Raw genomic sequence first — 20,792 nt, forward strand, 5'->3', positions numbered from 1 at the left:
GGCGGGGCGCGGAAATACGCAGGAATGCGCAGGACTGGCCAATAGCGGGCAGGGACTGGCCGGCGGCAAAGCCCTACTGGCGCGGCTCCCGCAGATCCTGGGGGGCGGCGTACTCGCCGCTGCTGCGGAAGGGATTGATATCCAGGCCGCCGCGCCGCGTGTAGCGGGCATAGACCGCCAGGGCCTCGGGGGCGCAGCGGCGGCTCAGGTCGCAAAACATGCGCTCGACGCACTGTTCGTGGAATTCGTTATGGTTGCGAAAGGAGACGATGTAGCGCAGCAAGCCTTCCCGGTCCATGGGCCGCCCCCGGTAGCGGATCACCACCGTCGCCCAGTCCGGCTGGCCGGTCACCAGGCAGTTGGACTTCAGCAGGTGCGAGTAGAGGCATTCCTCGACGACGGGGCCGTCCGCGGCGCCGAGCAGGTCGGGGGCCGGCAGGTAGGCCTCGCAGGCCACGTCCAGGCCGTCGAGGCACTCCCCCGGCGGGTAGCCGAAAAAAACCGCCGGCCTGTCGCGCAGGTCGGCCAGATCCACCGCCACCGGAGCGCCCGCCGCCGCACCGAGATCCAGCGCGATGGTCTCCCGCACCGTGGCCAGATTGGCAAAGGCTGTCTGATTGAAGGAATTGAGATAGAGCTTCAAGGACTTCGATTCCACCAGGCAGGGACTCGCCGCCGGCACCCGAAAGCGCCCCAGGGCCACCACGGGCTTGCCCCGCAGGTCGAGCCAGGACAGCTCGTAGGCATTCCATAAATCTTCCCCTACGAAGGGCAGCGCTGCCGCGTCCAGGCCCAATTCATCCCGCTTGAGCTGGCGGGGAATGGGGTAGAGCAGTTCAGGCGCGTAGGAGGAACGGTACTCGGTGGGTTTGCCGAGGGGGGAGTCGTTGCGGGTGTCGGGAGGCATGGCGACATTTTAGCCCGGTGCTGCTGGACGCGGCGGGAGACCGACATCGTCCGCGCAGCTTGAGAAGCACTTCACGATCCCTGCGCATATTTTGCTTGTTGAAAGTGCATGCGGGATATGACAATGGATGGAACTTCGTGGGGGCAATGGCTATGGAACATGACGAAACCGAGTCTCGAACCTCGACGCGTTCATGCCCCGGTTCCGATCATCCGATCCTTGCCCTCGTTCCGCTCCCCGCGCTGAAGAAGCTTCGCCGCTTGGCCGTCGCTTCTGCCCGTGAAGCGCGCTTGAAGGAATTTTGTGGCCATCATCTCGGATTGATGGTGCTGGCCGTGCTCGCAATCACCGGCTGCAACGCGGCTAATGCCGGGCATTTCCTGTCCCTCGCGCAGGGTCTTGCGGGCAGCAACTGGGGCCCCGCGGGCAAGGCGATTGCGGCGGGCGCACTGCTCATCTTTCTCTGTGGCACCTATTTCTGCTTCAGCGCGTTCATGGCCTGGATCGAGTTGCGGGCCCAGGGAGAGGCGTCGGCGGGAACTGACGATGCCAGATTCCACGCCTGGGGAACCTGGATACCCCTCGTCCTCTTTGTGGTCGTCCCCGGCCTATTCAACGCCTGGTTCAGCCTTCCCTTCTTCCTGGGGGCCGCGGGACTGGCTATGGGGGCGATCCTGATCTACCTGCTGGCAACCGGAGCCTGAGCGCGACCCGCCTTTCCTCGATGGCGCGGAAGCGTGCCATGGCACGGGAACCTATACCGCCAGTGCCTCCCGCACCCCGTCTGAAGGCATGGTTTCCCCGCTGCCGCGCATGATGAATTCGCCGCGCTCCATCAGGAGGTACTGGTCGGCCAGGGATTCGGCGAAGTCGTAATACTGTTCCACCAGCAGGATGGCCATTTCGCCGCTCTGGGCCAGGGTGCGGATGGCGCGCTCGATGTCCTTGATGATCGACGGCTGGATGCCCTCGGTGGGCTCGTCGAGGATGAGGAGCTTGGGGCCCATGGCCAGGGCGCGGCCGATGGCAAGCTGCTGCTGCTGGCCCCCGGAAAGGTCCCCGCCGCGGCGGTGCAGCATCTGCCTCAACACCGGGAACATGTCGAAGATGCGCTCGGGAATCCGGGTGCCGCTCTTCTGGGTCGCCAGCCCCATGAGGAGATTTTCCTCCACCGTCAGACGGGGAAAGATTTCCCGCCCCTGGGGCACGTAGCCGATGCCGGCCCGGACCCGATCGTGGGGCGCAAGGGCGGTGATGTCGCGCCCGTCGAAGGTGATGCTTCCGGAACGGGTCGGGACCAGTCCCATGAGCGCCTTCAGCAGCGTCGTCTTGCCCACGCCGTTGCGGCCCAGGAGGGTGGTGACCTTGCCGGTCTCGACGGTAAAACTGAGCCCCCGGAGGATGTGGCTGCCGCCGTAGGCTTGGTGGAGGGAGTCGATTTGGAGCATGGGGGTCAGGGGCTGGTTTGGTTGATGGGGGTGGGGCGGCTTTCCGAACCCCTGGGGTTCAACGCGGTTCCCGGGGCGGCACGGTTTTCTGAACCCGTGATTTTCACTGTGACTCCTTGGTCTGGCCGCTTTTCTGAACCCCGGGGTTTCATCGCAACTCCCCGGCCTGACCGTTTTTCTGAACCCATGGTTTCCGCGCTGGAGGCGCGGGCATACTTTCTTTTTGGTGGCAAAAAGAAAGTAGCCAAAGAAAAAGCCACCCCTGGGTCGGAGCCCCGCGTTGCGGGGTCCCCTGCGCTACTCGGGGGCTTGGGCGGCTCGCTAAACTCGCCCCCGATGGGGGCTCAGACAACGCGAGCCGACTTCCCCCAAGCCCCCTGCGTTGCTCGGCTCCTCTCAAGGGGCCCAGAAGCGGCCGGGCTGAAAGGCCGTACCCCTTCAAGCCCATCGTCCGCACGGAGCCAACCAAGAACACCGACCCGGCCCTTGAGCCAGGACGCCTCTCCCCCCATGGAAGACGCTGAGCAACGCAGGGCTTCCGGGGGCCTTCGGGTCGCGTTGTCTGAGCCGCAGGCGAGTTTAGCGACCCGCCCGGGAGCCCGAGTAGCGCAAGGGACCGGGCAACGCCCGGCGTCGACCCTGGGGTCGCCTTCTCTTTGGTGACTTTCTCTTGGCGAAGCAAGAGAAAGTTACACGCCCTCAAGGCGGAACCCCAGGGTTCAGCAAACCCAACTGCCCCCAGTGAAAAAGGCCAAGTCGTTCTAGGGCCTTGCGGCCGCGCAGGTTCCCCGAACCCATGGTCCGCGGTCCACAACAAGCCCAACGAGCGAGTTTCACCTCCCAAGATAAACCTCGATCACCCGCTGATCATTCTGCACCGTCGCCAGATCCCCTTCCGCCAGCACCGACCCCTCGTGCAGCACGGTCACCTTGCCCCCCAGTTTTTCGACGAAGGCCATGTCGTGCTCGACCACCACCAGGGAATGCTTGCCGGCGAGGGAGACGAAGAGGTCCGCCGTGCGCATGGTTTCATCGTCGGTCATGCCGGCGACGGGTTCGTCCAGGAGCAGGAGCTTGGGGTCCTGCATGAGGAGCATGCCGATTTCCAGCCATTGCTTCTGGCCGTGGGAGAGAAGGCCCGCCGGGCGGTCGGCCTCGTGGTCCAGGCGGATGAGTTTGAGGGTGTCGGTGATGCGGTCGCGTTCATCGCCGGAAAGCCAGGCCAGCAGGCTTTTCCAGGCCCGTTTGTCGGTGGTCATGGCCAGTTCCAGGTTTTCGAACACCGTATGGTTTTCGAACACCGTGGGCTTCTGGAACTTGCGGCCGATGCCGGCGTGGGCGATCTGGGGTTCCGAAAGGCGAGTGAGGTCCAGGGTCTGGCCGAAGAAGGCCTTGCCGGAATCGGGCCGCGTCTTGCCGGTGATGACGTCCATCATGGTCGTCTTGCCGGCGCCGTTGGGGCCGATGATGCAGCGCAGTTCGCCGGCGTCGATGGACAGGGTGAGGGCGTTGAGGGCCTTGAAGCCGTCGAAGCTCACCGTGATGTCTTCCAGGTAGAGGGCGACGCCGTGGGAGAGGTCCAGGTCGCCGGTGACGGCGTGGCCCATCTGGTCGAGGCCGTCGCTGCCTTCCGGATGGGCGTCGTTGAGGGGATCGGCGGTGGGCTCGTCGACGAGGGGGGCGGCGGCGGGACTCATGGGCGGGCTCCGGAGCGGGCCTTCAGTTGCTTCCACAGGCCCACCAGGCCGCGCGGGAGCAGGAGGGTGACGACGATGAACAGCAGGCCCAGGAAGAACAGCCAGTATTCCGGGAAGCTTACGGTAAACCAGCTTTTGGCCAGATTGACGACAAAGGCGCCGATGACCGGACCGATGAGGGTGCCGCGTCCGCCCACCGCCACCCAGATGGCGATTTCGATGGAATTGGCGGGGCTCATTTCCGAGGGATTGATGATGCCCACCTGGGGCACATAGAGGGCGCCGGCGATGCCGCACAGCACGGCCGAGACGGTCCAGATGGCGAGCTTGTACCAGAGCGGGTTGTAGCCGATGAACATGACCCGGGATTCGGCGTCGCGGATGGCGGTGAGCACGCGGCCGAACTTGGATTGCACCAGCCAGGCGGCAAAGACCAGGGCTGCGGCCAGGGCCAGGGCGGAAAGGCCGAAGAGCACCAGGCGCATTTCGGAAGAGGTGATGCCGTAGCCCAGGATGCGCTTGAAGTCGGTGAAACCGTTGTTGCCGCCGAAGCCGGTCTCGTTTCTGAAGAAAAGCAGCATGGCGGCGTAGGTCAGCGCCTGGGTGATGATGGAGAAATACACCCCCTTGATGCGCGAGCGGAAGGCGAAGTAGCCGAAGACGAAGGCCACCAGGGCCGGCACCGCCACCACCAGGAGCATGGACCAGGCGAACTGGTCGCTGCCCAGCCAGAACCAGGGCAGTTCCTTCCAGTCCAGGAAGACCATGAAATCCGGCAGGTCGCTCTGGTAGCTGCCGTCGCGGCCGATCTGGCGCATGAGGTACATGCCGAAGCCGTAGCCGCCCAGGGCGAAGAAGAGGCCGTGCCCCAGGGAGAGGATGCCGCCGTAGCCCCAGATGAGGTCCATGGCCACCGCCACCAGGGCGTAGCAGAGAATCTTGCCCACCAGGGTGATGGCGTAGGTGGAGACGTGCAAGGCGCTGTCCTCGGGCACCGCCAGGTGCAGGACAGGAACGACCACCAGGGCGATGGCCAGAAAGGCGCCCAGGGCTGTCCAGGCCTTGGCGTCCAGGGCGGAGAGGATGCGGATGACGAGGGGCTGGCGCATGGCGTGCGAGGCTTATTCGACGAAGCGGCCCTTGAGGGCGAAGATGCCCTGGGGACGCTTCTGGATGAAGACGATGATGGCGACGAGGACCAGAATCTTGGCGATCACTGCCCCGGCCCAGCCCTCCAGCACCTTGGAGAAAATCCCCAGGCCCAGGGCGGCCCAGACGGCGCCGGCCAGTTGCCCTACGCCGCCCACTACCACCACCATGAAGGAATCGACGATATAGCCCTGGCCCATGTCCGGCCCCACGTTGGAAATCTGCGAGAGCGCCACCCCCCCCAGGCCGGCGATGCCCGCGCCGAGGGCGAAAGCCAGGGTATCGATGCGCGCCGTGGGCACCCCGACACAGGCGGCCATGGGCCGGTTCTGGGTCACCGCCCGCACGAACATGCCCAGCCGGGTGCGGTTCATCAGCACCCACACCAGGAAGAGCACGAAGAGGGCGAAGCCGACGATGATGATGCGGTTCCAGGGCAGCAGCAGGTTGGGCAGGAGGGCGATGCCGCCCGACATCCAGCTCGGGTTGGCCACTTCCACGTTCTGGGCACCGAACAGGACGCGGGCCGCCTGGATCAGGATCAGCGACAGGCCCCAGGTGGCCAGGAGGGTCTCCAGGGTGCGCCCGTACAACCAGCGGATCACCGTACGCTCCATCACCACCCCCACCGCGGCCGCGGCAAAGAAGGCCACCGGAACGGCGGCCGGAAGATACCAATCGACGTACTCCGGCGCGTAGGCCCGGAACAGGCTCTGCATGCCGTAGGCCGAGTAGGCGCCGATCATGAGCAGCTCGCCATGGGCCATGTTGATGACCCCCATCACCCCGTAGGTGATGGCCAGCCCCAGGGCGGCGAGAAGCAGGATGCTGCCCAGGGACAGCCCCGAGAAGATGCTGGCCAGGGTGTCGCCCCAGGCCAGGCGGCGTTCGATGGCCTTGACTGCCTCGATGGCGGCGTAGCGCACGGAGTCTTCCGCCTCGCTGGCCTTGTCGGTGAGGGGCAGGAGCAGACTTTTTACTGCCGGCGAAGAAGATCCGGCCAGGGTTTGCACCGCCATGAGGCGTACTTGCGGGTTGGTGTCCTTCAGGCTGGCCTGGGCGTGGGCGTCGGCCAGGAGCGCCTTGATCTCCGGGTCGCTTTCCTGCTCCAGGGCCCGGGCCAGCAGCGGGGCCATGGCGACGTCGGGACTGCTCTGCAGTTTGCGGGCCGATGCACTGCGCACGGCGGGGTCGGCGTCGAAGAGCTTCAGGGCTGCCAGGGCATTGGCCAGTTCGCCGCGCAGGCGGTTATTGACCGTGATTGCCTCCGGGTTCTCGGGCAGGCTCACTTCCTTTCCGGTGGTTGCGTCGAGGGCTTTCTCGCCCTCGATGACCACGACGGACTCGCCCGCGAGAAAAAGACTGTCCTCGGCCATGGCTTTCAGGATGCGGGCTGCATCCGCATCGGCGGCCTGGGCGATCGCGCGAATGGCGGCGACTTTCTCCGTGGAGTCCTCCGCCGCCAGGCGGCGCACCAGAGCCGGATCCACGGCACCCTGGGCGGAAAGCGCGGTGGCGCAGAGGAATGCAGTGACAAGAGTTCTGAACATGGGGCTCCATCCGCTTTTGTGCGGTGCAGCGCCAGATTACGGGCCCGGGGGGGAATCAGGAATACGGCGAATTGCGTAGGGGTAGGGTCGTGCCCCCAAACCCCTGCAACCCGGGGTTTCGCCCGCCAGGAAACGGGTACCCCGGGCTGCGCAAACATCCTTGAAACCTCGGTTGGCCGCTTGTCGATCCCCGGAATGCCTTGTGCCCTGGACCTCCGCGCCCTACGAATCACTCACCCGTCGGGTGGGCATCGCCAGGAGCTTGTTGGCACATCCAGCTGAGGTTTCTATGACCATGGACCTCGGGTTTCGCGCGGCCGAACTGGCCGCGGGATCGCGTACAACCGGATCAGTATTTCGCCACCACGTTGAGGAACCACCCCCGGCTGCGGAAGGACAGGTCGGTGAGGTCGTCGGAGAAGTGGGTGAAGTTGTAGCCGCCGCCCAGCTTGAGGTTTTCGCCGATTTGTCGATAAACGCCGACCAGCGCTCCGGCACGGGCATCCCTTGCCTCCCGGGCGCGCAGATTGCGCATTTCGGCGACCGCATCCCATTCCCGGACAAAGTGCCAGTCCGCCCTCACCACGACCAGGTCGGCACGGCTGGAGTACCAGTTCCCGCCCACCCGGTTGTCGCGCAGTTCCCCGATGCGCAGTCCGTACTTGAAGCCCAGGGACAGCCAGGGGAGCAGGTCGTAAATGGTGTCGACGGCGAAGACCTGGCTTTTCTGGGCGTAGTCCGCCACCGTACCGGCTGGGCTCAGCTGTCCCGGCGAAGGCAGGTTGTAGAGATGGGTGTACTTGAACAAGGTGTTCCAGCGGTCGTTCTGCACCGGGCGGTAGGCTGCCCCAAGTACGAATTCGTGGAAATCGCCGTCGTAGAACGCCCCCCTGCTGTTGTTGCTGCGCGAGAGATTGAATTTCCCCAGAAGACGCCAGGCGGGGTCGAGCTGATACCCCAAGGTGTTCCGCGTGAGCCAGGTCTGGCGGTCGCCGCTGAGGGTACTGTCCTCTTTGCGGAATTCCAGACTGCCGGTGTACTTTGTCCGTCCCTCCTTGTAGCCGACAGAGATGCCCACGGCCCGCCGGTCGAGGTCGCCGGCCAGGGGGTCGCTGAGGGTTCCGACTTCGAGTTTGGCGCCGTAATGCCAGCGATCATTCGGGGCCAGATCGACGCCGAAGGCCTGGGTCAGGCTCTCCGGTCCGGCGCCATGGCTGATCCGGTTTTCGCCGAAGAGGCGCAGCCCTTCGCTGACCCGGTACTCGCTGCCGCTAACCCAGGTTCCCGTCCGGCCGCGGTAGGCGTAATTGGGATTTTCCGTTTCCAGCACGTAGTTCAGGTAGGCGTTGCTGCGGTCCGAAATCCGATAGTCGGCGCCGAGGCGGCCACCGAGTCCAAGATTGCCGTCGGAGGCCTCGGCGCTGAGCCGCAAACGGTCATGGACCTGCCAGCTCCCCCCCAGGCCTCCGCGGTTGTTGGGATCGCGCTCGCCGCTGCGTTCGACCGTGCCCTGGACGAACCCGTAGGCCGACCAATCTTCCCGCTCTCCGGGCTTGCCGTCGGGGCGCAGGGGTTGATAGTCGGTCCGGGCGATGGCATCCGTACGGGTTCCACTCTGGGAGAGGAGGGGGCTGCGATTGACAATACGGGTGTCCCGATCATCGTGGCGAATGCCCACGGACACCGCCCAGACATCGTCCACACGGTGCTTCCAGGCCAGTTCCGCGTTGCCCCCGTGCTGAGATTCCCCATGGCGCACGTCCGCCTTGACGTTGATCTCGTCTTGCGCTGAGAGGGGCAGATTCGCACGCACGCCGCCCTGGCTCGTGGCTTCGCCATTGAGCGCGATCTGGCCCGGGGCCGAGTAGCCGCGCTCCCGATCCTGCCAGTAGGCACTGAGGGTTCCGCGGCCCCCGTCGACCACGTCGGCCAGGTCCAGGGTTGCATCGATGCGCTTGGCCATGGCCTCGCCGCCCGCGCCACTCTGCGCGTTGAAACCGAACCCGCCATCCAGGGAATTCGACGCACCGCTCCCGGGGCCGGAGGAATGGGCAAGCTCCACCTTGATGCCGGTTCCCGGACCCAGGCGCAAGGTCACGTCGGCTTCGCGCAGGGTCTGGGAAGCGCCGGCTTCACCCTGGTGGAAGGTGCTGACCCCCAGCTTGAGGGCATCGCTTATCCAGTGGGAGGCCCGCAGGCCGGTGGCCAGACTGTCGGGGGCGGTCAGGCCGGGAGCGTATTCGTAGGTGGTGACCAGGAAAAGCGGCTGGCCGCCCAGGGCCGAAGTCAGGACCAGCCCGCCGCCGCTTGCGGTAGAGGAAAGGGGCTCACGCAGGAGGATCCGCCCCTGGAGTACATTGATTTCATAATCCTGGGAGGGCACCAGCTCGCGCCGTTCGAGCACCAGGCCGGAATCCTTGTCGCGCACCTCGACCCACACCCGCTCGGAACCCTGGGTGATGTCCTGGTGCCGCAGATAGTAGAGGGATCCTCCGGTGCCGCGGAACTCGTCCCGGGCACCGAGGGTGCCAGGGTCGGCGGCAAAGGCGTCGAGGGCAGTGCGTCGCTCGCCGAAGGCGGTCATGGCTTCCGAGCGGAAGCGCAGCTTCGCCCCATAGAGGCCGCGGGAATACTGAGCCAGCTCGCTGCCGCTCCACTGGGTCTGGAAATTGCCCCACATCACATGGGAATCGCCTCGCTCCAGCCGTACGTAGAACTTGCCCTGGGTGGGGGCATCGTCCAGGGTGGTGCTGTCGTCCCCATAAACCGGATAGTAGGCATTGGGGTCGATGCTGCGCAGCAGGTAGCGGGGGTCCTTGCGCGAGAAATTGCTGAAAAGATCCTCGAGCGGCTGCTCCCGCGTGTCGGCCGCAGCGGTCAACAGCCATTCGCCCTTGATCTTGCCTTTCAGGTAGAAGGCGCCGCGTCCGTCGACATAGGTCTCGTTGCGGTAGTGCTGCTCGTCGCCGCTCACCAGCTCCGCCGGGCCCCGGACATGGTTGCGTCCCAGGGTGAGATCGCCGAGGGCGACGTAGAACCAGTCGTCATCCGGGATGTTGACATTGCGGCGGAAGGAAGCCGTGACCCCGTTGGGATCCGTCACGGAAAGCTCGACCGACTGGGGGCCCGGGGGCAGGATCTGGCGCAGGGCAAAGCGGCCAGCAGAATCCACCGGGACGGCGAAGCCCAGGGCGCTTACCCGGTGGCCGGCCGGCAGGTCGCGGCCATGGACCGTCACGGTGCCGCCCCGCACCGGAATGTTGCGCAGGGCCAGGGCGTTTTCACCCCAACCGGTCAAGGCCTCCCGCTCGGGGCGGTCGAGGTCCGTGGCCGGGCGGCGCCGGGCGACGACGTTGAGGTCCTTCAGCGAGGATTCGTCGAAACGCTCGTCCCGGTCATAGACCCGGAGCAGGTAGGCGTAGTCCTCGCCCTCGGTGGCCGGAACCCCCCACGGGACGTTCTCATCCCAGCGCAAGGGCAGGATGGCCAGGGGCCGCGCGTCGGGTTTTTGTCCCCGGCGGAAAATGCGGACCTCGGCGCGCGCAATCCAGGCCGCGTAATTCGAATGGGCGGCGAACACTGCCGCTTCCCCCCGCACCGTGGCGTCCGCGAGGGTCCAGATGTTTAGCGTGGGACGGGTGGCGAGATCGTCATAGCGGACCTGGATGTCGGCCTGCGCCAGGGCGACGTCGGTGCAGCGCTGGCGGTCCGCCTCGTTGGCAGCTTCCCCCAGGTTCATGGCTTCGCCGTCCACCGTGACCCGGAAGGGCAGGTCGGCGTCGCCGACCCCGGGGACACAGGGAGGGGGCGTGAGAGGTGCCACCTGGGCGGGTGCCTCCTCATGCCAGGCTGAGACTTCGACTCGCCGATTGCGGGCCATGCCTTCAGGGAGGCGATTGCTGGCCACGGGCTGTGATTCACCGTGGCCGGCGATGGCGATGTGGGCGCTTTCCAGCGCCAGGGAATGCCGCAGATAGACGGCCACCGCCAGGGCGCGCGCTTGCGACAGGCCCTGATTGTCCCGGAAATGGCGGCGGGCATTGGCCGACAGGCGCTGGTCGTCGGTATGGCCGACGATCGAAAGCCGCAGCCCGGGCTTGCCGCGCAGGGCGTTGGCCATGGTGTCCAGGCGCCGGCGGGCCGCTTCGCTCAAATTCGCCCGGCCGGAGGCGAACAGGGCCCCGAGGCCTTCGTCGTCCAGGGTGGCACGGACCTCGGGGGAGCGGGCAGGCAGGGCGGCCTGGGCCGAATGCATGGCGGCAAGGTCGCTGCGGCTGACTCCGGACGGGAGGGGAAAGTCACGGAAGGGCGCGACTTCAGCCTGGGCCCCGATGGGATGGAGGTCCACGCGGCCATTGTCGATGCGCCGTCCCGGGTCGCTATCTCCGGCCGGGGCCAATGCCGGGAAGGCCGCGAGGGCGGCCAGGGTCGCGAGGGAGAGGCTTTTCATTCTGTACCGGGCGGTTTTCACTGGGTGCTCTCCCGGTAGGCCATGCTTTCCGCCTCGATCACCAAGGGTGGCGGGCCAGACCGGGATCCGTCCGCACCGTGGCCGTGGCGGTCCCGGACATGCTGGATGAGGGCGCGGGTTCTACGCTGGGCGTCTTCCGCGGCTTCGCCAGGGGACAGTCGGTAGGCGATGCGCAGAATCGTCGGGCGCTGCATGAATTGCGGCAGCAGGGCCTCGAGGCGGCTGTTCCATTGCGGCAGCAGTGCGTCTCCGCCGGTGCCGAAGGCCCTGCGGTCGATTTCCATACGCACCACCTTGTGCACGGTGGCTCCGAAATTGAGCCTGACCATCTTGCCCCGCGTGGTGCGCACGACGCGGGGGTTCTCGGTGGTCAGGCGGTAGCCGGTGGGCAGGGTGCGTTCGTCCAGCTTCATGATGAAATTGCTGCCCCGCTCTGCCTGGGGAATGTCGGCGCAGGCCACATGGAAGCGGCCCTCCGCGTCGCTGGTCACCAGAAGGCCACGCACCGTGGCCACACGGACGTTGGCGATCCCCGGTTCCCCGTCGTCCTGGTAGCCATTGGCATTGCGGTCATCGAAGACCTTGCCGATCAGGTCCGAACAGTCGAAGGTGGGATCGGGGACGACCCGGACCGTCGCCGAGGCCACGTTGGACACCGTGGTGCCCACGGTGCCATTCACTGCCCAGGCCCGATTGACGTACTCGCCTTCGGAAACGCCGCTGCCGACTACCAGAACCATTTTGTAGGTCTTGCGTTCACCGGCCGCAAAGTTCTGGTTGGCCCAGGTCAGAATACGCCCGGCCACCGCGGGCTCGACGGCAAGGCCGTTCAGGCGGGCGCTCCCGGTCCGGTACTTGAAACCGGGGGGAATCTGGTCGCGTACCTCGATTCCCGCCAGAGCGCTTGAAAGGGTATTGGTGGCCGTGACCGTATAGGGCACCAGGTCACCCTTGCTTACATTGACCAGCGGCGTGGTCTTGGTCACCACGATGGCCCCGCGCAGGACCGGGTCCAGGGGGATGTGGTTATTGACTACGTTGGCCGAAGGCAGGGCGGGGTCGATGACGAAGGTGAAGTAGTACTGGGTGCTCGCCGCGCTTCCGGCCAGCGCGCCCGAGTTTGCAGGGCAAGTCCCGGGGGCATGGAGTGGCGCGGCGGTCGACGGGGCGACATTGGCATTCTGCACCAGGGCCGGGTCCGGGGCCGCCAGGACGTTCAAGGTTGCGTTACAGGCGGGAATGGTGGTCGAAGGGGCAGGAAGATATCCCCCCGGAGCGGTCACGGTCAGGGTGTAGGTGCCGGCCGGGGCGGTGGCGAGGAGAAGGAATTGATAGAAGCCGTTGGCCCCCGTGGTCTGGCTCAGGCTGCCGCCCAGGACGTCGGCACCGGTCAGGCCGGCGGGTCCGCTGAGGGTGACCAGCGCACCGGCGACAGGATTGCGGGTGACCGAGTCGTAGATCACGCCGTTGGGGTCCAGGGGAAGACTCTGCTCGATCGTGGTCGTTCCGGCCAGCAGGGTGAGCCCGTCCAGTATGCCGGCAGAGTTGTCGGCGCCCGCCGGATTGCCTGCACTCGCCACACCATTGCTGTAGGCGGTCCCGTCTTCGTTGGGAACGGGCCGGCCATAGAGGGTGCCGGTGGTGGGTTCGCGGAAGCGGACCTGGTAGCCCGAACCGGGCGCCACGCCAGTGAAGGCGTAGGCTCCCGCGGCGTCGGTGGTGGCCGTGGAGACCACGTTTCCGCCTTGCAGCAGTTCGACCAGCCAACCGGCAACCTTGGCTTCGCCGGCGTCCAGGATGCGGTCGTGGTCCAGGTCGCGCCATATGGTTCCCTGGACCGCGGCCGCCTGGGCGATGGGCGTGGGATCCTGCGCTGTGTTGTTGCCGCTGAAGCCGGAGGGTTCTCCCCCGCCGGAAATGTTTACGGTATTGGTCAGAATCTGTCCGGCCAGGCCGCCGGCCACCGTCACTCGCACCAGAACACTGTTGCCGCTCGCACCGGCGGCGATGCTCGCGGCACTGGTACAGGTGACTGTCTGACCGGCTATGCCGCAGGTCCAGCCGCTTCCGCTGGCGGCCGTTGCGGTCATCCCGGCGGGAATGGTGTCGACCAGGGTCAGGGTGCCCGTGGTGGCCACCGTGCCTATGTTGCTGGGACTGAGGGTGTAATACCCGGTACTGCCGCCTTCGGCGAAGCTGGTTGGCGTATGGGCCTTGGCGACGGCAAGATCCGGGGCGGCGCCGGGAACCTCGGCAAAATTGTTTGCCGCGGCGACGGTATTGGCGCCGCTCAGGTTGATGCCGGAAATCACGCTGCTCACCGCGGTGGGATTGCTGGCGCTTCCTCCGGCGCTGCCCACGCTGGGGATGCCGTTGGTCGTTCCCGTGGGCTGGCTGGCCTGGGTCACGGTGTAGGCGCTGCCTTCCGGTACGCCGGTGAAGGTGTAACTCCCATCGGCGGCCGTGGTCGTGGTCATGCTCACCGGATTGCCGTTGACGTCGTTGCCGGTGAGGGTGAGGGTCTGGCCTGCAATGCCGTGGTCGGCGGGGGTGTTGATCGTCCCGTTGTTGTTGTAATCCAGGAACACCACGCCAGACACCGTGCGGCCATTGGGAATTTCGGCGAAATTGTTGGCGCTCGCCGCCGTGTTGGGGGGTAGGACGATAGAGACGATCTGACTGGGCAGGGAGGTGACCGCGGTAGCCGTGCCGCTGGTGCCGCCGTTGGCGACGGCGCCGGCGGAGGTGATGCCGTTCGAGGTGTTGGCCGGCTGGGTCGGCTCCCGGACCGAATAGGTTCCCGGGGCGAGGCCGGTGAAGCTGTACTGGCCGTTGGCGTCGCTCACGGTAGTGGCAACCAGGGCATTGAGGCTGTCCAGGAGCTGGATGGTGACCCCGGCGATGCCTGTGTCGGCGCCGCCCTGGACGCCGTTGTTGTTGTGGTCGAGGAAGACGGTTCCGCTGATGCTGGAGAGCACCACCTCGGCGAAGTCATTGCCGGTCGAACCGCTCACTTCGCCGGTGCCACCGTCGCCATTCAGAACGATGCCGGCGATGCGGCTCGAGGTTGCACTGGGATTGGACGCCGTTCCCGCCACACCCGTGCTGCCGTTGGCCGAAACGATGGACCCTGCGGTGGTGATCCCGTTGGAGGTACCGGTCGGCTGGACCGGTTCGCACACCGAGTAGGTTCCGGCGGGCAATCCGGCAAAGAGGTAATTGCCGAGGGCGTCGCTGGTGGTTGGGTTGGTGAGGCCGGAGGCCGTGACCAGGGCGCCAGCGCAGGTGCTCCCGCTGCGCAGTTCCAGGCTCGTCCCGGAAATGGGGGTATCGGTGCCCGACTGGTAGATTCCGTCCGGAACCAGCGAATTGTCCCGGAAAACCCGGCCGGAGATGTAGCCCAGAGCGCTGACCACCAGGGTGGCATTGGCAGCCTGGGGATTGTTGCCCAGATCCGTCTGGAGCGCACCAGCGGCAATGACGTTGCTATGGCTTCCGGTGGTCGCTGCGGTGACGTCGACGCTGATGGTGCAGCCGCCGGCCGGAATCTGTGCGCCGCTGGCGTAGGTGATGGTTCCGCTGCCCGGGGTGGCGGTCACGGTGCCGGGGCACGAGGTACTCATGCCGGGGTTCGTGGCGACCACCACATTGCCGGGGGCGGTAGGCAGGGTGTCCACCAGGGCGGCGCTCAGGGTGACGGCGCTGGCGTTGGTGTTCCCGAGCACCAGGGTGAGGGTGGAGGTCCCGCCCGCGGGAACGACTGCCGGCGAGAATTGTTTGGCCACGGTGGGCGGAGTGCTGACCACCACGACGGCCTGGGTGGCTTCGCCGTTGCTCACCCCCTCGTAGGTCGTGACGGACCCGGCGGCAAGGGTGTTGGTGTAGGTGCCGGAAATGTTGCTCAGGACATCGACGGTGACGGTACAGAATCCGGCGGCCGGAACGGTTGCACCGGCGAGGCGGATAGTGGTTCCCGAAGCTTGCGCCAGGACTGTACCGCTGGTGCACGTGGTGGCCGCGTTGGGCGTCGGGGCGACCACCAGGCCGCCGGGCAGGGTGTCGGTGAACGCGGCCCCGGTGAGCGCGGTGGTGTTGGGGTTCTCGATGCGCACGGTCAGGGTTGCCGCCACGCCAGGCTGGCGGAGGGCCGTGCCGGTGGTGAATCCGGAGGGGTTGCCGGTATCGAGCGTGGCACCGGCGAAGGCCTTGTGGATGACCAGCGGCGCCTTGGCCCGCAGGGTATCGCTGGTGGGCTGGGAGTTGGTCGCCGCTGTGCCGCCGGCGCTGGCGCTCACCGCACCGGCGGCGATGGTATTGACGTAGTCGCCCTCGGCGGAGACGAGAACGTCGATTTCGGCATGGCACGAGGCTGCGACTCCGCCCGAGGCCGCGGCGACGGTGCCGCCGCTGATGAGGACCTGGTTGGAAGCCGGCGAGGAGACGCTTGCTCCGGTACAGGTGGTGGTCGGGTTGGGACCAGCGGGAACGGTGACGCCAGCGGGCAGGGTATCGGTGACCGACACGCTGGCCAGGGGAGTCGCGGTGGGGTTGTAGAAAGTGACGCGCAGCCGGGACCGTTCGCCGGGTCTCACCACGCCGGGAATGAACTGCTTCACGACGCCGATATTGCTTTGGGTGGTGAGGCTGGTGGTGGCCTGGCCACTGTTGCTCAGTCCCTGGTCGGTGCTGATGGCGCCGGCGGGGATGAAATTGGTGATCCCGCCGACCGCGTTGGAGGTTACGTTGACCGAGAAGGTACAGGATGCGTTGGCCGCCAGGCTGGCTCCGGCCAGGCTGACGGACGTGCCCCCTGCGGTGGCGCTGACTTGGCCGCCGGGACAGGTCGTCGTGGCAGCGGGTACGGCGGCGATGGCCATCCCGTTGGCGGCGGTACCACCGGTGCCGTCCAGAGTGAAGCGGTCGGTGAGGGCGAGTCCCGTGACGGCAAGGGTGCCGTTGTTGAGGGTGATGGACAGCCGGCTGACCTGGCCGGGGAAGGTCAGGGTACTGGGGTTGGTGGCCTTGGCGACGGTGAGACTGGTGGGTGCATTGAAGTTCAGGGTGCCGCTGACCGCAACTGTGCTCTGGACACCGCCGCTGGCGGAAATGTTGCCCGCCGGAATGGTGTTGGTCCAGTTGGCGCTACCCGTCGCGATGACGTCGAACAGGAAGTCGCAGTTCCCGCCGCTGGCAATGTCGGCGCCGCTCAGCGCGGCGCTGGAGGCGCCGGGCGTGGCGGTAATGGCGGTGCTGCCCGAACAGGTAGTGTAGGCATTGGCGGGCGAGGCGATCACCATGCCCGAGGGCAAGGGGTCGGTCACGGCGGCCCCCGTGAGCACTGCGGTGCCGGTATTGCTCAGGCGCACGGTGACGGTCGCCCGTCCGCCGCTGGAGACGCTCGTCGGGCTGAAGGACTTGGTGGCGGCCAGGGCGGGCGTGTAGGTCAGGGTGGCGGTATTGCTGGCGACCGGGCCGACCAGGTGGCTACTGCCGTTGGCGTAGGTCTCGCTGCCGGCGACGGTGGCGGTGTTGTTGAAGACGCCCGCCGGTCCGACGACGTCCACGTTCACGAAGCAGGTGCCTGCCGCTCCGGTGCCGCCGGATGCCCGGGCCGGAATCGTGCCGCCGTTCATCGACAGCGAAGTGCTCCCCGGCGTCGCGGTCAGTGTCGGGCTCCCGCAGGTGCTGGCGGCATTGGCCGGGTCGGCGATGCGCAGTTGGCCTCCGCCTGCGAGGGGCAGCGTATCCGAGAGCGATACGGCGGTGAGCGGATTGGCCGAGAGGTTGCTGAGAGTAACGGTGAGTGTGGAGATGGTCCCTTCGGAAACCGGTCCGGCGGGGTTGAAGGCCTTGCTTGCCGAAAGCATGGTGGTATTGACCGTACCGCTGGTCGCGCCGCTTGCGCTTCCATTGCAGGTGGCGCCGGCGTTGTAGCAGACGTCGCCCGCGTTCAGGGTGTTGGCGGTAGACGAGCCGTTGGCGGCGCCGGTGGCGGTCATGGCCCAAAAGGTCACCACGCAGGCGCCCGGGGTGTTGGCGTCGGACCGGGCGGGCAGGGTGCCGATGGTCAATACCGGGGTGGCGCTGCCTACGGCGCCGCTCACCGCGAGGCCGCTGCAGCCGGTTCCGGAAAGGCTGGGGGTGTAGTCGTTGCTCCCGATGGTTCCGGTGAGGAAGGTCATCCCGTTGGCCAGGTGGTCGGTGACCACGGCGTTGGCGATGGCTGAGGCCGAATAATTCTGGACGGTGACCGTGTAGCGCACCGGATTGCCCGGTGCCGCCTGGCTGGGGGTGGCGGACTTGAGCACACGCAGGTCGTCAGCTACCAGAACGGCGGCGGAGGTGGATTGGCTGACGATGGCGGGATCGCCCACGTCCACGGCGCCAGCCGCCACTGTATTGGTATAAGTGACGGGAACGCCGGCGGTCTGGCTGATGCCGGTGAAGTTGACGGTGACGATGCAGCTTCCCGCGGCCGGGATGGTTCCGCCGGTCAGGGTCACGCCCGTGTCGTTGGCCGTGGGGGCAACAACGCCGCCCGCGCAACTGGTCGATTGACCGGTGACCTTCAGGCCGAAGGCATTGCTGTTGCCTGCGGTTGTTCCGTCGATCGGATCGTCGGTGAACGAAGCCACGGTGAGCGGCGTGTTACCGTCGTTGGTCAAGGTGATGGTGAAACTGTCGGACTGGCCGCTCGCCAGGGCGCTGTGGGCGAAAGCCTTGCTCACGCGCAGGGGAGAGCGCACGGTCATGGCCGCGGTGGCGTTGGCGGCGGCGGTGATGCCCAGGCCGTTGCTGAACTGACTGGTGGCGTTGATGGTGTTGTTCTGGACCCCGGTCGAGAACAAGCCGTTGCTCTGAGCAGCTTCCACCGCCACAGTCAGGGTGCAGCGGCCGGGAGTGGCGCCGGATTGGGCGGGAATCGTTCCGCTTGCCGTGATGGTGGTGTCGCCCGCGTTGGGCGCGAAGCTGGGTGCGGCACCGCCCAGATTGCAGCTCGCACTTGCCCCGGTGGGGGAGGCGACGCGGATGATCGCCGATCCACCCAGGAGGGGGAAGGCGTCACTGATGGTGAAGTCGGGGATGGGGACGGGATTGGTGTTGCTCAGCGTTACCGTCAGGGTGGTGGAGTTGCCCCCGAGCACCAGGGTCGATGCCGCGAAGTTCTTGGCCAGCGTCGGCCTGGCGATCGCGCTTACATTGATGCTCTGATTGACTTCACCGGCGTTGGCGACCGGAGAGCCGTCGCTGCCCGTGACGGCGCCATCGTCGATGGTGTAGGTGTAGGTCGTGTTCGTGCCGGTGGACGTTCCGGCGCTAACCGGGATGCGCACCGTGCAGATGCCATCGGTATTGTTGGCGCGGGCCGGAATCACCCCGCCGCTCAGCGCAATCGCCTGGGTTCCGGGGATCGCCGTCAGGCTCCCCGAACCGCCGCTGGTGATGGCGGTGGCCGGGTCGGTACAGGTGTAGGTCGCGGCACCGGCGATCTGCAAGCCATTGGGCAGGGTTCCCGGGAGGCTGTTGGCGAACGCGGCTGCCGTGATCGCCGCGGCGGTATTACTGTTGGAAAGGGTGATTTCGAGCCGGGTCGTTTCGCCTGGGTAGATGTCGGTGGGATCGCCGGAAAAGAGGGTGACCGAAGTGCCCAGGCCGGCCCATGCCGATCCGCCGCACAGCACGAAGGCAATGCCCAGGAGCGCGGAAGAGCCTAAGCGGCGGAGCCGGAAAACAGTGCGGAGAAAGGCAGATGCAGCAGTGCCGAGGGGGCGGGTCCGGGTGGGCCAGGGGTCATGGAAGTTACTCGCTGCTGTCTCCCGGAACATACTTGCCGGCGAGATGCGGATTTCTCATTGTTCCGGGGGCATAGGGTCAGGTGGCACGAGTGACCCATGCCGTACAGCGGCCGGAGTATAGCCACAGAATATCGAGCGCGCACCGGGTTTTTGGCAGGCGTGCGCTGGACGGGCGGCCCGAATCCGATTTGCGCGCCGGATTCGCCGGCGTCGAGCGATATCCGATCGTGGTCGTGGCCCATCCGCGGGCGGCATTCAGGCCCAGGACTGCGCCGCCGCCTGGGTTGAAGTCCGGTTCGGCGGCGGGAGAAGTTGGCGGCGGTCATGCCGCCGCCACGGGTCGGCGATGGCCTCAGTACGTCTTGTAGGGCAGGAACTTGCCGCTCATGGTGATCCGCACGGTCGCCGGCCCACTGGCTGCAGGTGTTCCGGGACTACTACGGGCCGACTCACAAGGCATTCGCGGCCCTCGACGGTGAAGCGCAGGCCGGGCTGGCGGCCGACATCATGGCCTTGTTACAGGAACTGAACGTCGCGGGGGAAGACTCCCTCGTCGTTCCGGGTGAGTACCTGGAAGTCGTCATCGAGACGGCCTGAACCCCATCCGCCTGGAGAATGCGATGAACCTCCCTCTTGCATGCAAGCTTGCCGTACTGGCCGTCCCGCTCCTGCTCGCTGCCGGACCGGCGGCCGCCAAGGCCGAAGTGCCGGCCACCCTGGCGCCCGATCCCGGCGAGGTGCTGGCCCTGACCCTGACGGCATCCGGGGTTCAGATTTATGAGTGCCGCAGGAGCGGCGAGAACGGCGAAGCGCAATGGGCCTTCGTCGCGCCCGAGGCCCGCCTGTTCGCTGCCGCCGGTCGCGAGGCCGGGCAGCACGGGGTGGGTCCCTTCTGGCAGGCCGCCGACGGCAGTCGCGTCGAAGGCAAGGTGCGCGCCAAGGCGGAAGCCCCGCTTGCCGGTGCCATTCCCTGGCTGCTCCTGTCGGCCCGTGCCGGCGACGCCCCCGGGACTCTGGCCCGGGTCAGGAGCATTCAGCGCGTCAATACGACCGGGGGGACTGCGCCGGAAGGCCGCTGCGACGGCAGTCGAGTCGGGCAACTCCTGCGGGTGCCCTATACCGCCGATTACAACTTCTACGCCCGGCCCTGCGGTGCGGCCTGGACACATCGTGAGCGTGCGAAGCCTGGCCTGCCGGTTGGCAGGCCGGACCGGCAACCTCGGCGCCGGAGACTACTCTTTCGCCCCCGCGTCCACCAGCACCTTCTCGATGTCCTTGTGACCCCGCGTCCGGGCGTATTGCAGGGCGTTGGCGGTGGGCTTGGCGCCCTTGGAGAGCAGGTGCTTGACCATGTCCAGGCGACCCCGGCCGGCGGCCAGTCCCAGGGCGGCGCCGCCGCCTTCGTTGACGTCCATGCCGGCGGCCAGGAAGAGGTTCACGGCGGTCAAGTCGCCATTGCCGGCGGCCTTGGCGAATTCCTGGCCGTTGTAGTCGACGCCCATGGCTTTCAGATCCTTGCGCGCCTGGGCGGGGTCCGGGGCCGCGGCCAGGGTGTGGGTCGGCGCCAGGGCGGCGAGCACGGTGGCGGAAAAGGCGAGTGCGGTGAGTGCCTTGCGGGCGGCGGATCGGGCCATGCTTGCTCCTCGGAAATCGATGGGCGGCGCGGGGCGCTGCGGGGGTCAGTCGGGGAAGTGGGGCCTGGGGCCGGAGCCCCCGGGGTGTGGCCGATTGTAGCAGCGCCGGGGCGGGCAGGATCAGCGGGATCGCGGCGTCT

The 20,792-nt window shown here is 66.8% G+C and carries 10 protein-coding genes and 1 pseudogene; 3 read left to right on the forward strand and 8 right to left on the reverse strand.

All coding sequences use genetic code 11. The annotated features are described in order from the left end of the window. Positions 1–73: 73 nt before the first annotated feature. Positions 74–907 (reverse strand): NADPH-dependent 7-cyano-7-deazaguanine reductase QueF, encoded by an 834-nt coding sequence (gene queF, locus IPM73_05130; GenBank protein ID MBK8917446.1) that lies wholly within the window; start codon positions 905–907, stop codon positions 74–76. A 95-nt stretch (positions 908–1,002) separates the two neighbouring features. On the opposite strand from queF, the gene IPM73_05135 reads away from it, so the two are divergent. Beyond that, positions 1,003–1,611: a hypothetical protein gene (locus IPM73_05135; GenBank protein MBK8917447.1), complete on the forward strand. Its 609-nt coding sequence runs from the start codon at positions 1,003–1,005 to the stop codon at positions 1,609–1,611. A gap of 51 nt (positions 1,612–1,662) precedes the next feature. On the opposite strand, the gene urtE is transcribed toward IPM73_05135, so the two are convergent. The 6 genes from urtE to IPM73_05165 form a co-directional block, all read right to left on the reverse strand. Further along, positions 1,663–2,355 carry an urea ABC transporter ATP-binding subunit UrtE gene (gene urtE / locus IPM73_05140; GenBank protein MBK8917448.1) on the reverse strand — a complete coding sequence of 231 codons (693 nt, stop codon included), beginning with the start codon at positions 2,353–2,355 and terminating at the stop codon, positions 1,663–1,665. An 833-nt stretch (positions 2,356–3,188) separates the two neighbouring features. Further along, the gene (gene urtD / locus IPM73_05145; protein ID MBK8917449.1) at positions 3,189–4,052 is read right to left on the reverse strand and encodes an urea ABC transporter ATP-binding protein UrtD; all 864 of its coding nucleotides are present in this window, start codon (positions 4,050–4,052) and stop codon (positions 3,189–3,191) included. Beyond that, positions 4,049–5,161, reverse strand: coding sequence for an urea ABC transporter permease subunit UrtC (gene urtC, locus IPM73_05150; GenBank protein ID MBK8917450.1), 1,113 nt, complete (start codon positions 5,159–5,161; stop codon positions 4,049–4,051). Before urtC ends, urtD begins: the two co-directional genes overlap by 4 nt. Positions 5,162–5,173: 12 nt before the next feature. Further along, entirely contained in the window at positions 5,174–6,751 is a 1,578-nt protein-coding gene (gene urtB, locus IPM73_05155) for an urea ABC transporter permease subunit UrtB (protein MBK8917451.1), read from the reverse strand. A 349-nt stretch (positions 6,752–7,100) separates the two neighbouring features. Continuing rightward, positions 7,101–11,201: an OmpA family protein gene (locus IPM73_05160; protein ID MBK8917452.1), complete on the reverse strand. Its 4,101-nt coding sequence runs from the start codon at positions 11,199–11,201 to the stop codon at positions 7,101–7,103. A gap of 17 nt (positions 11,202–11,218) precedes the next feature. Beyond that, positions 11,219–19,048 carry a DUF11 domain-containing protein gene (locus IPM73_05165; protein ID MBK8917453.1) on the reverse strand — a complete coding sequence of 2,610 codons (7,830 nt, stop codon included), beginning with the start codon at positions 19,046–19,048 and terminating at the stop codon, positions 11,219–11,221. Positions 19,049–19,441: 393 nt separating this feature from the next. On the opposite strand from IPM73_05165, the gene IPM73_05170 reads away from it, so the two are divergent. After that, on the forward strand, positions 19,442–19,615 hold the full coding sequence (locus IPM73_05170) for a hypothetical protein (protein ID MBK8917454.1): 174 nt from the start codon (positions 19,442–19,444) through the stop codon (positions 19,613–19,615). A gap of 23 nt (positions 19,616–19,638) precedes the next feature. After that, a pseudogene (locus IPM73_05175) lies at positions 19,639–20,160 on the forward strand (DUF3455 domain-containing protein). Positions 20,161–20,250: 90 nt separating this feature from the next. Here IPM73_05175 and IPM73_05180 read toward each other — a convergent pair. Next, entirely contained in the window at positions 20,251–20,652 is a 402-nt protein-coding gene (locus IPM73_05180; GenBank protein MBK8917455.1) for an ankyrin repeat domain-containing protein, read from the reverse strand. Positions 20,653–20,792: the final 140 nt, after the last annotated feature.

It is taken from the genome of Betaproteobacteria bacterium (genome assembly GCA_016720065.1).
Lineage (GTDB): Bacteria > Pseudomonadota > Gammaproteobacteria > Burkholderiales > Rhodocyclaceae > SSSZ01.

What these genes read in the sequence shown, in the direction of transcription:
- urtC (MBK8917450.1), bottom strand. Translation starts at nt 5,161, where the DNA reads ATGCGCCAGCCCCTCGTCATCCGCATCCTCTCCGCCCTGGACGCCAAG.
- IPM73_05160 (MBK8917452.1), bottom strand. Translation starts at nt 11,201, where the DNA reads ATGAAAAGCCTCTCCCTCGCGACCCTGGCCGCCCTCGCGGCCTTCCCG.
- IPM73_05180 (MBK8917455.1), bottom strand. Translation starts at nt 20,652, where the DNA reads ATGGCCCGATCCGCCGCCCGCAAGGCACTCACCGCACTCGCCTTTTCC.
- urtE (MBK8917448.1), bottom strand. Translation starts at nt 2,355, where the DNA reads ATGCTCCAAATCGACTCCCTCCACCAAGCCTACGGCGGCAGCCACATC.
- IPM73_05165 (MBK8917453.1), bottom strand. Translation starts at nt 19,048, where the DNA reads ATGTTCCGGGAGACAGCAGCGAGTAACTTCCATGACCCCTGGCCCACC.
- urtB (MBK8917451.1), bottom strand. Translation starts at nt 6,751, where the DNA reads ATGTTCAGAACTCTTGTCACTGCATTCCTCTGCGCCACCGCGCTTTCC.
- urtD (MBK8917449.1), bottom strand. Translation starts at nt 4,052, where the DNA reads ATGAGTCCCGCCGCCGCCCCCCTCGTCGACGAGCCCACCGCCGATCCC.
- queF (MBK8917446.1), bottom strand. Translation starts at nt 907, where the DNA reads ATGCCTCCCGACACCCGCAACGACTCCCCCCTCGGCAAACCCACCGAG.